At 39.0% G+C, this 12,350-nt stretch carries 12 protein-coding genes; 8 read left to right on the plus strand and 4 right to left on the minus strand.

Features of this window, described 5'->3' with window-relative positions:
* The first annotated feature begins 40 nt into the window (after positions 1 to 40).
* Positions 41 to 1,294: an MgtC/SapB family protein gene (locus B9T36_RS01900; protein WP_086207894.1), complete on the plus strand. Its 1,254-nt coding sequence runs from the start codon at positions 41 to 43 to the stop codon at positions 1,292 to 1,294.
* A gap of 125 nt (positions 1,295 to 1,419) precedes the next feature.
* The gene (locus B9T36_RS01905) at positions 1,420 to 2,442 is read left to right on the plus strand and encodes a hypothetical protein (protein WP_228146952.1); all 1,023 of its coding nucleotides are present in this window, start codon (positions 1,420 to 1,422) and stop codon (positions 2,440 to 2,442) included.
* 49 nt (positions 2,443 to 2,491) lie between these two features.
* Here the strand turns inward: B9T36_RS01905 and tsaA are convergent, their stop codons facing one another.
* Positions 2,492 to 3,199, minus strand: a complete 708-nt coding sequence (gene tsaA, locus B9T36_RS01915; RefSeq protein WP_086207895.1) for a tRNA (N6-threonylcarbamoyladenosine(37)-N6)-methyltransferase TrmO — start codon at positions 3,197 to 3,199, stop codon at positions 2,492 to 2,494.
* Positions 3,200 to 3,301: 102 nt separating this feature from the next.
* Between tsaA and B9T36_RS01920 the strand changes: the two genes are divergently transcribed.
* On the plus strand, positions 3,302 to 4,081 hold the full coding sequence (locus tag B9T36_RS01920; protein ID WP_086207896.1) for a ferredoxin--NADP reductase: 780 nt from the start codon (positions 3,302 to 3,304) through the stop codon (positions 4,079 to 4,081).
* A 110-nt stretch (positions 4,082 to 4,191) separates the two neighbouring features.
* Complete coding sequence (locus B9T36_RS01925) at positions 4,192 to 4,992, plus strand: DUF2071 domain-containing protein (RefSeq protein ID WP_086207897.1); 801 nt, start codon at positions 4,192 to 4,194, stop codon at positions 4,990 to 4,992.
* Between the two features lie 392 nt (positions 4,993 to 5,384).
* Here the strand turns inward: B9T36_RS01925 and B9T36_RS01930 are convergent, their stop codons facing one another.
* A complete protein-coding gene (locus tag B9T36_RS01930) occupies positions 5,385 to 5,951 on the minus strand; it encodes a TetR/AcrR family transcriptional regulator (RefSeq protein ID WP_086207898.1) in 567 nt (188 codons plus the stop codon).
* Between the two features lie 252 nt (positions 5,952 to 6,203).
* Between B9T36_RS01930 and B9T36_RS01935 the strand changes: the two genes are divergently transcribed.
* Positions 6,204 to 7,055 carry a hypothetical protein gene (locus B9T36_RS01935; RefSeq protein WP_086207899.1) on the plus strand — a complete coding sequence of 284 codons (852 nt, stop codon included), beginning with the start codon at positions 6,204 to 6,206 and terminating at the stop codon, positions 7,053 to 7,055.
* A gap of 133 nt (positions 7,056 to 7,188) precedes the next feature.
* Here the strand turns inward: B9T36_RS01935 and B9T36_RS01940 are convergent, their stop codons facing one another.
* Positions 7,189 to 7,833 (minus strand): cation transporter, encoded by a 645-nt coding sequence (locus tag B9T36_RS01940; RefSeq protein ID WP_086207900.1) that lies wholly within the window; start codon positions 7,831 to 7,833, stop codon positions 7,189 to 7,191.
* 76 nt (positions 7,834 to 7,909) lie between these two features.
* Here B9T36_RS01940 and B9T36_RS01945 point away from each other — a divergent pair, with 76 nt between their 5' ends.
* From B9T36_RS01945 to B9T36_RS01955, 3 genes are all read left to right on the plus strand, one after another.
* Positions 7,910 to 8,341, plus strand: a complete 432-nt coding sequence (locus tag B9T36_RS01945; RefSeq protein WP_086207901.1) for a Cd(II)/Pb(II)-responsive transcriptional regulator — start codon at positions 7,910 to 7,912, stop codon at positions 8,339 to 8,341.
* A gap of 332 nt (positions 8,342 to 8,673) precedes the next feature.
* Complete coding sequence (gene yegQ, locus B9T36_RS01950) at positions 8,674 to 10,074, plus strand: tRNA 5-hydroxyuridine modification protein YegQ (protein WP_086207902.1); 1,401 nt, start codon at positions 8,674 to 8,676, stop codon at positions 10,072 to 10,074.
* Between the two features lie 15 nt (positions 10,075 to 10,089).
* Entirely contained in the window at positions 10,090 to 10,344 is a 255-nt protein-coding gene (locus B9T36_RS01955) for a YfhL family 4Fe-4S dicluster ferredoxin (protein WP_086207903.1), read from the plus strand.
* Between the two features lie 283 nt (positions 10,345 to 10,627).
* On the opposite strand, the gene ahpF is transcribed toward B9T36_RS01955, so the two are convergent.
* A complete protein-coding gene (ahpF, locus tag B9T36_RS01960) occupies positions 10,628 to 12,193 on the minus strand; it encodes an alkyl hydroperoxide reductase subunit F (RefSeq protein WP_086207904.1) in 1,566 nt (521 codons plus the stop codon).
* Positions 12,194 to 12,350 lie beyond the last annotated feature (157 nt).

The raw sequence follows: 12,350 nt of genomic DNA on the forward strand, positions 1-12,350 counted from the left end.
CTATATTTTAAACGACTCATTTGTGTTTATGAGGTAGGCTTTGGACTTCAGTACCATTTCAATCGACAACTATGCTTTATCTGACGTCCTGTTTACATTGGCCTCAGCTTTGGGCTGTGGTTTACTCATTGGTCTAGAGCGAGAAAGAAGCAAGCAACGAGAAAACCAACAGAGCTTTGCAGGACTGCGCTCCTTTGCAATTTGTGCCCTTCTTGGTGCTATTTGCTTTTTATTTGGTGTCACCATTGGTATTGTGGGTGCGCTGATCATTGGAGGTATTGTCCTATTTTCCATGAAAAACCAAACTGAGGACTTAGGCTCAACCACTGAGCTCGCCTTTGTAATGACTTATTTTATTGGCGCCATGTGCCTGTGGAATGCACCTTTAGCAGCAGGTTTAGCCGTACTGCTGACCATTATTCTCATGACTAAACACTCCATGCACAGTATTGCAGGAAAATGGATTACAGAAGCAGAATTTAAAGACGGTATTTTCCTATTGGCTCTCATTTTAATAGCCCTTCCCTTAACACCGAATACGCCTTTATGGGGCGCTGTGCTGAATCCTTATATCATTTTAAAATTAGTCACACTCATTCTGGCTGTTCAAGCCCTTGCACATATCGCCAAACGATTGTTAAGCACTAAAAATGCCATGATTTTATCCGCCATTGCTTCTGGTTTTGTATCCAGTACAGCCACTATTGCTAGCTTGGGCATGGAGGTTCGAGCAGGTCGTGCACAGGCCAAATCCAATGCAGGTGCTGCTCTGATGTCATGTATCGCAACTTTATTGCAACTGCTCATTATTGTGGCGGGCGTCAGTATGCTCTGGCTTAAAACAATACTGTTACCCACTCTAATCGCATGTTTGATTTTAGGACTCTCTGCCTATACTTTAGTCCGCACTGCCCCAGCTCAAGAACAGCAACTGAGCAGTGATTCACGCATGTTTAGTTTAAAAGAGGCAGGAATTATTGCCCTGAGCTTAACTCTCATTCAGGCAGGAGTATATGGACTTCACCTGTGGCTAGGCGAAGCTGGCTTAATTGCAGGAACTTTACTGGCCTCTTTGTTTGAAATCCATGCGGCGATGGCAACCGTGGTGATGCAAGGTACCCCCACAGATACTGCTGTTATATCCGCCTTTATATTTGGTTTAGCCGCACATGCGATTGCCAAATCTGTGAATGCCGCTTTAACAGGAGGGATGCAATACTTTATTGCTTTTGCACCGATTCAAATTTTACATATGATGGTTTTAATCGGCTTACTGTACTGGATGATTTTTTAAAAAAACTTAACTTACTTATTTTTATGAAATTTATTTATTTATTCAATACTATTAATCTATAATCAGCCCGCTTTATTTTTAAACAACAACGTTATTAATAATAAATTTTTTGAATTGGGTACTTTATGAAATTTAAAATATTATCATTTGCAATTTTTAGCACACTCATGCTGAGTGCATGTGGTGGAAGCTCTGATAGCTCAAATAATACAAGCACGAGCAACAACTCAACAACTACTGACTCATCAAATAATAATTCAAATACCGCTCAGCAATGGGAAATATTCCGTATTGATTATTGGTATGATCAACTCAATCAATTTGGTGATTTCAATGTACTGAATACGCAAATTACACTGGTGGATGGTAAAGCCTATGCCACTTTAGATGCAGATGATAATACAAATGAAATTTACTTAACTACGCAAGGCGAGTATCAAACATTCGGCCCAACCCATAGTCGTTATGGCACTTTAATGGGTGAAATGACCTTTTCCAATAATCAACTCAAACTTCGCCCTTATTCAGCAATTGGTTCTACAGGATTAGAATTCACGTCAACTGTCAGCAAACGTGATATTTCAGGCGAAAGTATGCTTGCAACGGTAGACCCGGAGTTGAATTGGAACTTGAACTATCCTCAATATAGCGTCAAATATTCAGATGAAATCAATACAAAATTAAAAGCCTACCAAGCTTTAAAATTCCCAGCAGGTTCAACCTGCCTACTGGAAACCCAATATTCTAATAATCAGGAATATTTACTTTTAGCTGAAAAAGATGATGAATATCAACGTCTCTTTAAAGAATATACAGAGCGATTTACCAACCAAACTAAACAAGAGTATTTTAAGCTCACAAAATTTAAAAATGTTCTTGCCTACCATTACAGTCCAGATGGAACTGAGGCAAATGCTTTCATTGGATATGCTCAATACAAAGACAGTTACTATTCAAGTTCAAAAGTAAATGCTGGGGTAGAGTCCAATCTTGCAGATGACATTCAATCAGAGAAAGACCTCATCACAAACAATATGTCTACCGAAGAGAAAAACGCACGTTTAGCTAAGGCAGATGGCTTAAATAAAGGTTGTGACCTGTATAATCCAATTGCAGCAAGTTATTTAGAACAAAACTTAAAGTTCTAAATGACTTGAAAAGCATGCTACCGATGAGCGTTTTAATGGCTACAGGAACTCAAAGTTCCTGTATTTCCACACACGTTTCATTTACCTTAAATTTCACATCTAAGTTTGCAAACCTCATCCCATAAATTCGCGCTTCATCATCTTGATATGCAGGTCGTGGGTCTAAAGATAAAACCGCCTCAAGCTCCTGTACTGTCTGCATAGAAATTTTGCCATTTGCTAAAAGCTGCTGCTTCTGTAGCAAAGCCAGATCAGACCACACCACCACCTTTCGTTTAGGCTCATCTTGTGCATAACCACTTTCAGCATCTAAAACTGCATCTGAATAGTGAATATAAGGCTTAATATCAACAATTGGCGTACCATCGAGCAAATCACTCCCTGTAACATACACACGAACTGACCGCCCTTCTTTTTTTACCGCTTTTAATTGAACTACAGATAGGCCTATTGGCGCTGGACGATACATGCTCCGTGTGGCAAACACTCCTATTTTTTTGTTGCCCCCTAAGCGAGGTGGTCGAACTTGTGGACGAAACTGTGCTTTTTCTTGATTCTTATTGTCATGAAACTGCCAAACCAACCATAAGTGACTAAAAGCCTCAATCCCCTCAAAGGCCAAAAGATCATTATAAGGGGCTGACATTTCAATATAGGATTCCACTTGTACCAAATTAGGTTGGCGAGGAATACCAAACTTTTCTTTATAAGAAGAGTGCATATAACCAATAATTGGCAAGGTTAACTCAGTTATCATCACTTTTTCTAATAAGCTCAATTAAATATATTCAGTTTATCGAGAATGATTTTAGATTAGAATAGCAAGCTGTTCTAATTTGATAATTTATTGAGACCTTTAATGGCTGCTTTCAACGTCGAAAAGATTACTCACGTCCACCATTGGAATGATACTTTATTCTCTTTTAAAACGACGCGCGACACTGCACTGCGTTTTAAAAACGGTCAATTTGTGATGATCGGCCTTGAAGTAAATGGCAAACCGTTAATGCGTGCTTATTCTATTGCCAGTGCAAACTATGAAGAAGAACTAGAGTTTTTCTCAATTAAAGTTCCAGATGGCCCATTGACATCTATCTTACAGAAAGTAAAAGTGGGCGATGAGATTCTAATCTCTAAAAAACCAACAGGGACTTTGGTTCTCGACGACTTAAACCCTGGGAAAAACTTATACCTCCTTTCTTCAGGTACAGGTCTTGCACCGTTCTTGTCTACAATTCGTGACCCAGAAACCTATGAACGCTTTGAGAAAATCATTGTTGTACATGGTACTCGTTTCATTTCTGAATTAGCCTACCAAGACCTAATCCTAAATGAACTTCCAAGCCATGAATTCTTTGAAGAACTTGGCATCAAAGACAAATTGGTTTACTACCCAACGGTTACTCGTGAAGAATATCCAAACCAAGGTCGTGTAACGACAGCGATTGAAACTGGCGAATTGTTTGAAAAAATTGGGCTACCACGTTTCAACCCAGAAACTGACCGCGCTATGCTTTGTGGCAGCCCAGCATTCTTAGATGACGTTGCAGCACTTCTCGATCAACATGGTCTAAAAGAATCACCTAAAATGGGTGTACTGGGTGATTATGTTATTGAACGTGCATTCGTTGAAAAGTAAGATCGTATAAAGATATTAAAAAACCGAAGCTTAGGCTTCGGTTTTTTTATTTACTCTGCTTGTCTTTTTCTCTAATATTTGTACAAAAGAACAAATCTTAAATTTATACAATGACCTTTCCAAAACTCAATTTTAAAGACTATTTACACCCAAGACCTCAACCTAAAGGTCTCGATGTACAGTGTAAACTTCAGCATTTCGCCCTCATTACTTATGCACTCGACCCTACACGCTTCAAAGACATTATTCCCCCTCGATTTAAATTAGACACTATCCTTTATCAAGGTCAACAATGTGCTTTGATGTCTGTCGTTCCTTTTATTGATGTTGACTTTAGCTCCGCCGTCTACCCTTTTCCTAAATTTACTATGGGACAAACCAACTATCGAGTGTATGTGATTGATCAGGAAACACAGGAACGTTGTGTTTGGTTTCTAGGCACAACTTTGGACTCTTGGACGCTGATCTTTCCACGCTATGTTTGGCAACTGCCATGGCATCCAGCCCAAATTGAGTTTGACTGTCTACAAGATCCGACTGGCTTATACACACAATACAAAATGCGAACCCAATCTGCATGGGCTAGCTCTGAAGTGAATTTAATTCAGGCTCAAGATGACCACTGGTTTTTTGAAGGCTTTCCAGATTTAGAAAGTTACCAAGTCTTTCTTACACATCCTTTGGCAGGATTTTATCATCGCCGTGATGGCAAACTCGGTACATATCGTGTGTGGCATGAGCGCTTAAATCCTAGACCCGCAACACTGCACTACGCACGCTTTGAGCTGTTAGCAAGGCTTAACCTTATATCCTATGAAGATCAACTCAAGCCTTATAGTGTACTGATTGAACCGATCAATGAATTTACAATTTACTTACCCCCAAGCGTACTCGAAACTGTAGCAAATTAAATTCTAAAAAAATTAATTCTATTTAAGTTATTGAATACTAGAGGCAATGAATAAATTTCAGCCAAACTCAAGACATATTGGTTGTTTTTCTCCACAATTTCTCTATAATTCAACAAAACAGACAAGTCTGTCTATTTTTGCTGAAATACTGAATGACCGAAAACATTCAGAGGGTACAAAAAAATATAAGAAGGCACGTTTAAGTTGCTCATATTCATATCACTCATTAGTGTCAAATAATGAGTGATATGAAAAATAAATTATTATCAGCAAAGCGCGATAATCTAACGGTTATCGCGCTTATTTATTTTTGATTGAATTTTATAAAAGTCTGCATGATTTCAATCAATAAGAATGTGATTCTTAGATGCCACATTCTTATTTTTAATAATTTAAGCCGCAGCTAATTCTATCTGAATCAATGTATTCACACGCTTCCAATACTCTTCCAAATGCACTTGATTTGGGTCAATTTGAGCTTGAATAGTCATTCCATCCAAAATACTAGAAAGAAAACCAGCCAACTGTTCATCTTGCTTCACCCCTAAATGATGCAATGCTTGGCGCAACTTTCCTTTTAACCACTCTTTATAATCAATTGCTGGTTGGAGCGATGACGGATAAATTTTTGAAATTTCTTCGACTGCTTTTTGAAACATGCAACCATTAAAGTCTGTCGTATGAAACCATGTATTATACCATTCAAAAATTGCACGAATATGTGAGAGATAATCACTTGGGTCACACGCAGCAATCGTTGCATCGAGAGACTGCTGCAAATTTTGGTTTCTAGTCACTAAGCATTCTTCAATTAATTTAGCTTTGGAAGGGAAATATTTGTAAAATGTCATTTTAGCAACGCCAGACTCACTAATAATTCGATCCACACCGATAGAATTGTAGCTATGTGAGTTAAAGAGATTAAGCGCTGTATTAATGATGTCTTCTTTTTTTGACATTTATTTTACCTGATGCACAAAACTTTAAAATTAGGCCACTGCCCCATAAGAACACCACAAGAATATGAAATATATCGTTTCAAAACGATATTATATATCAAATTTAAAACAACACTGTTTTTTTATGGAAAATCTCACTAACATTAAAATAAGCGAATGAAATATAAGAGATTTAAATTCAATAAAAAAACTAGAAGAATGCAGCCTTTTTCACTATGATAAAAAATGATGAAAATTAAAATTTAATGCTCTATGAACACCCTTTCCTTTACTCAGTCTGAACATACCCGCGAAGAAGTTTTATACTTTATTCAGCACTCCTTAAGTCCAGAGTTATGGAAATCAAATACTCAAGTGGTCCATGCACTAAAGCAGGCAACAGGAAATCATGCCTTATTTAAGCATCCTATCCTTACACGGTTGCACCAATGTCAACTGACCCTTGAGCAGTTAAAATTAATTCATCTGAATTATTTTACAGCTATTGTCAAAAATTTTACCGATGCCTTAAGCATGGTGATCTACCAAGCATTACAACTTGAAAACAACAGTAATATTAAGGCACAAGACCGTATTGCGGCAAAGATATATGCGCGTTATCTACTCTCACTCAATCTTTTTGATGAATTGGGTTTTAACACGCATCAACTTGAACAAAGCTCCCCTGCAAAATCGCACTTGGTTTATTTTTTAAAGCTGATGCAGCAACTCAAACTCGATGTCACTGACCAAAAACAAACTCAAGCCGAAGCATTCTCTCTTACACAGTTTATTCAAGAGCATATTCATTCTTATGCAGACTTATTGTTGATTTTGGCTTGTACTGAACTGCAAGTGATTAAGTTCAGTGAAGCACTCAGAACAAATCTCGCGGTGTATGATTCTTCGTTTACCAATGGTTATTATGCATGTCATGGTATTGCTAAAGCCAGTGACCAAACTCTTGCAAACGATGATAATCATGAAGACGATATTTGGTTGCTATTCACACAAAGCTACCAACCAAAAGACGAGTCATATTTTAAACAGCTTCAAGCTGAATATTTAAATCTGTGGAATGACTTTTGGACAAAGATGTATTGCATACTCACTAATTCATCTTAATAGCTGTACGTCCATGTACACTCTCATATTCGTCTTAAACATGCAGAAGTTCCATCCTATGGAGTGTTAAACTTCAAACTACTGTAAGGCTGTAAACCGAATCTTGAACGCTAAACGTATTCGCAATTACATCCTATTCATATTTCACAGTCGAATTTTCTAAAACGCTCTTTTTCCGCTCAGCTAATGCCTTAGTCACGACTTGATAGCCAGCTGTCAAACCTAACGTTGCCATAATACCTGCAACAATCATATCAGGCCACATACTTCCTGTCCCAAACACACCTATAGCTGCAAAGATAACCGCCACGTTTCCAATCGCATCATTTCGACTACAAAGCCAAACCGATTGCATATTCGAGTCCCCTTCGCGGTAAGCATATAAAATGACAGCACAAACCACATTCGCAAGCAAAGCTATCACACCAATCACACCCATAGTCATAGCTTCAGGCGGAATCCCTAGCACATAAGCATAAATCACTTTGCCTATCACAACTAAGCCAAACAGCGCCATGGTTATACCTTTCAGCAAGGCTACTGTCGCTCGCCAGTATAAACTCGCACCGAGCACTGCCAGTGAAATACCATAATTCACCGCATCACCAAAAAAGTCTAAGGAATCAGCCCATAATGATGATGAATGCGCATAAGCCCCACCAATGAGTTCTACCACAAACATAGCTAAATTAATAAATAAGGCAATCCATAATGCCGTTCTAAACTTACTATTCGGCTTTTGTGGTGCGGGTGTACAACTACAAGAAGAACACGCCATATTAGCGACCTCTATCACTACTTGATCATTTTATATTATGATTAAAAACTATGGAGTCACTCTAAGGTCAAGCAAAATGAATCAACAAAACTCATCTCCTGTTTATTTAATAAAAGACTTAGTCCAAAAAACTGGCTTAAGTGCCGATACCATTCGTTTTTATGAAAAGAAAAATTTATTAGAACCTTCTTTTCGCGGGGACAATAACTATCGCTATTATCAAGATGAGGCGCTTAAACGACTCATTTTTATTAAACGTTGCCGTGCGCTCGATATCTCACTCAAAGAAATTGAATATCTCATCCAATTGGAGCAGAACCCACTACAGGACTGTAGCGCGGTCAATCAATTGATAGATGAGCATTTAAAACAAGTCGAGCAAAAAATAGTTGAACTAAAAAAATTCCAAATTCAGTTGCAACAACTGCGTCAATCCTGTGCCACGCTATCAACCATTGATGATTGTCAAATTTTAAGGCAACTTGAAGCGGAAACTTCTGACGAATAGCAGAACCTCAACATGCCTGATGGCTTAACTTCACTTTTATGCCTAGTCTTCACTTTCTTTCATCTAAATATGCAAAGACTCGTATAAAATTTTTAACTTTTCTTTTTCAAATCACCATGAATTTTATATGAGGCACTTTATTTTTTTAATTTCTATCTTTATAAAGACATCATTCTTCACTAAAATAAATATAATTTATTATTTAAAATTAAAGCCTTGAATAAAAATTTATGATACTCACTAGCAGTTAAATTCCGAGTTTTTTACTAGGTTGAATCTATTTTTTAAAGCACTACAATAAAACCATATTTTTTTTATGCCTTAGTTTGATCATGAGCATTTCCCACGTTACTGAACTTCTTTCACCGGCTGGTTCGCTTAAAAATATGCGTTATGCCTTTGCCTATGGTGCAGATGCAGTCTATGCAGGACAACCCCGTTATAGTTTACGTGTGCGCAATAATGAATTTGATCATGACAATTTAGCTATCGGCATTCAAGAAGCGCATGACTTAGGCAAAAAGTTTTATGTGGTCGTCAACATTCAACCCCATAACTCAAAGCTCAAAAACTTTATTCGTGACCTCACACCTGTGGTTGCGATGCAACCCGATGCCCTGATCATGTCAGATCCTGGGCTGATTATGATGGTACGTGAGCATTTTCCAGACATGGATGTGCATCTTTCTGTTCAAGCCAATGCTGTCAACTGGGCTACTGTAAAATTTTGGAAAAACATGGGACTGACTCGTGTCATTTTGTCCCGTGAATTATCCATTGATGAAATTGAAGAAATTAAGCAGCAAGTGCCAGACATGGAAATTGAGGTTTTTGTGCATGGTGCGCTATGCATGGCATATTCAGGACGTTGCATGCTTTCAGGCTATATGAATAAACGTGATGCCAATCAAGGGGCATGTACCAATGCTTGCCGTTGGGAATACAAAGTCCATCAGACTACGCAAGATGAAAATGGCGATGTGATCCCCGTTCAAAATCTGAATACAAGCTCCAACTGCTGTTCAAATTCTGATGTTGATGAAGTGCATATGCAAGCACAGCATCAGTTCGATGAACCCGTATTATTACAACGTCATGATGAAGACATGTTTGCTGCTGAAGAGGATGAACATGGTACTTACTTTATGAACTCAAAAGACTTGCGCGCGGTGCAACATGTTGAGCGCTTAACCCATATGGGCATCCATTCTTTAAAAATTGAAGGACGTACCAAGTCTTATTTTTACTGTGCGCGTACTGCTCAAATTTATCGCAAAGCCATAGATGATGCGCTCGCAAATAAGCCTTTTGACCCATCACTCATGACACAACTCGAAGGTCTGGCGAATCGTGGTTATACCGAAGGTTTTTTACGTCGCCACGTACACAGCGAATATCAAAACTATGCAAATGGCTCATCTAGTTTTGACCATCAACAATACTGCGGTGAAATTGTAGAGCGAAATGACGATTATCTGAAAGTCGATGTCAAAAACCGTTTTGTGGTGGGCGATGTACTTGAACTCATGACCACGTCAGGCAATATCACCTTTAAGTTGACAGAAATCCTCGATAAAAAAGGCAATCCAATACTTGAAGCGAAAGGCTCAGGACATGTAGTTGAAATACCTGTTCCTGCTGATGTTGACATGCGTTATGCCCTACTCATTCGTAACTTACCGCATTCAAGCACTGATATTTCAGCGCCTGCATTGGCTTATGTTGCAAGCTGACTGAGGGATAATGCCATGGCACTACGAATAACAGATACGTGTATTAACTGTGATATGTGCCTTCCTGAATGCCCCAATACTGCTATTTTTGAAGGTGACAAGATTTATGAAATAGACGTCAGCCGTTGTACAGAGTGTGTTGGTTTTTATGACACCCAAACCTGCGTCGATGTTTGCCCAATTGCCTGTATCGAGCCACACCCAGAACACATGGAAACTCAGCAACAACTGTTAGAAAAATTTAAAGGATTGAACTTATTTAGCGTCTAACCTTGGGGAAAGTAGAAAAGAAACCGAGTACTGACCACACTCAGAGTTTCAAAACAAAAACTGGGCAAAGAATAACAATAAACAACAACTAAATGAAAAAGCCAAAGTGATCTGGGGAACACTTTGGCTTTTTCTTTGCCCGAAATCATCATTCCAAAAAAAAGGAACTCAGGCTGTTAGCGACCAGAGTTCCTATAAAAGTATAACTAGAGCTTAGTCATACAACATAAAGGGAAAAAGCCAACGTAGATTTTGGGAGAGCATTGGCTTTTTCATTTCACACTTACAGCCCAGAACGAATAATATAATCAAAAGCAGACAGAGATGCTTTCGCGCCCTCACCTGTAGCAATGATAATTTGCTTGTAAGGCACAGTCGTACAGTCACCTGCGGCAAATACACCTTTGACATTGGTTTCATTGCGATCGTTAATCACAATTTCATTACGATTTGAAAGCTCAACCGCTGTTTCTTTGAGGAAATCGGTGTTTGGTAATAAGCCAATTTGCACAAAGATCCCTGCAAGTTCAACCGTATGTTCTACGTCGGTTGCACGGTCTTTATATTTCAATGCCGTCACTTGTGAACCATCACCCACAACTTCGGTTGATAGGGCGTTCAGGATTACTGTGGTGTTAGGCAAGCTATGCAATTTGTCTTGCAACACTTGGTCAGCACGTAGTTTGGTATCAAACTCAACCAAAGTTACATGTTCTACAATCCCAGCAAGATCAATTGCCGCTTCGACACCTGAGTTCCCCCCGCCAATTACGGCAACACGTTTGCCTTTAAACAGTGGGCCATCACAGTGTGGACAGTAAGCAACACCACGGGTACGGTATTCTGCTTCACCCGGCACATTCATCTCTCTCCAACGTGCGCCTGTAGAAAGGATGACTGTTTTAGATTCAAGCTTCGCACCATTTTCTAAAGTGACTTCAACCAAACCATTCGCGGTCTCATCTGCACCTTTGATGTGAGAAACACGTTGTAAGTTCATGATGTCCACACCGTACTCACGTACATGTGCTTCCATTTCAGCAGCAAACTTTGGCCCTTGGGTCTTTTGAATGGAGGTATAGTTTTCAATGTCCATGGTATCCATGACTTGACCACCCATACGTTCAGCCACGATTCCGGTTTTAATGCCTTTACGTGCTGCATAGATAGCAGAGGTATTTCCTGCAGGACCACCGCCAATCACGAGAACATCAAAAGCATCTTTGGCATTGAGTTTTTCAGCTTCTTTAGCTGCGGAATTGGTATCCAGTTTGGCAATAATCTCTTCCAAAGTCATACGACCTTGACCGATATGGTTGTTGTCTTGGAACACCATTGGTACAGCCATGATTTTGCGCTCTTCAACTTCGTCTTGGAAGAATGCACCATCAATCATGGTGGCTGTCGTACCTGGGTTGTAAATGGCAATCAGGTTCAACGCTTGCACCACGTCTGGACAGTTATGACAGCTTAAAGAGACAAATACGTCAAAGTCAGACTGGATGCCCAAAGCTTTGATTGAAGCCAAAACTTCATCCGATACTTTGGGTGCATAACCTGAGGTTTGTAACAATGCCAAAATCAAAGAGGTAAACTCATGTCCCATTGGTAGACCTGCAAAGAAGACACGTGGTTGTTCGCCCGCCTTTGCCACACCAAAGCTAGGTGCACGTGAATTTTGACCATCAAAACGTGCAGTCACCAGTGGAGACAGTGCTGCAACTTCTTCAACCAATTCTTTGATTTTGTCTGATTTCTCAGAACCGTTCAAAGTTGCAACCAATTCAATCGGACCTTCAAGGCGTTCAAGAAGCGTTTTTAATTGAGCTGAAGTATTTTGATCTAACATGGTTAAGCTCTCCAAAGCAGTCTGTAAAATTATTTGATAGAAGAATCATAGAGTAAATCTAAAAATAGATAAAACAGTTTGTTTTTATTTTAATAATCGGTTTTATAGATTTTAAGATATTCTTCATAAAAAGTCCCACTCCACAAAGGACTTTTTA

This window comes from Acinetobacter sp. ANC 4204 (assembly GCF_002135205.1).
Lineage (GTDB): Bacteria > Pseudomonadota > Gammaproteobacteria > Pseudomonadales > Moraxellaceae > Acinetobacter.

Excerpts from the sequence above, each read along its gene's own strand:
- B9T36_RS01935 (WP_086207899.1), top strand. The coding sequence starts at position 6,204 with ATGAACACCCTTTCCTTTACTCAGTCTGAACATACCCGCGAAGAAGTT.
- B9T36_RS01930 (WP_086207898.1), bottom strand. The coding sequence starts at position 5,951 with ATGTCAAAAAAAGAAGACATCATTAATACAGCGCTTAATCTCTTTAAC.
- B9T36_RS01925 (WP_086207897.1), top strand. The coding sequence starts at position 4,192 with ATGACCTTTCCAAAACTCAATTTTAAAGACTATTTACACCCAAGACCT.
- B9T36_RS01920 (WP_086207896.1), top strand. The coding sequence starts at position 3,302 with ATGGCTGCTTTCAACGTCGAAAAGATTACTCACGTCCACCATTGGAAT.
- tsaA (WP_086207895.1), bottom strand. The coding sequence starts at position 3,199 with ATGATAACTGAGTTAACCTTGCCAATTATTGGTTATATGCACTCTTCT.
- B9T36_RS01945 (WP_086207901.1), top strand. The coding sequence starts at position 7,910 with ATGAATCAACAAAACTCATCTCCTGTTTATTTAATAAAAGACTTAGTC.
- ahpF (WP_086207904.1), bottom strand. The coding sequence starts at position 12,193 with ATGTTAGATCAAAATACTTCAGCTCAATTAAAAACGCTTCTTGAACGC.
- yegQ (WP_086207902.1), top strand. The coding sequence starts at position 8,674 with ATGAGCATTTCCCACGTTACTGAACTTCTTTCACCGGCTGGTTCGCTT.
- B9T36_RS01940 (WP_086207900.1), bottom strand. The coding sequence starts at position 7,833 with ATGGCGTGTTCTTCTTGTAGTTGTACACCCGCACCACAAAAGCCGAAT.
- B9T36_RS01905 (WP_228146952.1), top strand. The coding sequence starts at position 1,420 with ATGAAATTTAAAATATTATCATTTGCAATTTTTAGCACACTCATGCTG.
- B9T36_RS01955 (WP_086207903.1), top strand. The coding sequence starts at position 10,090 with ATGGCACTACGAATAACAGATACGTGTATTAACTGTGATATGTGCCTT.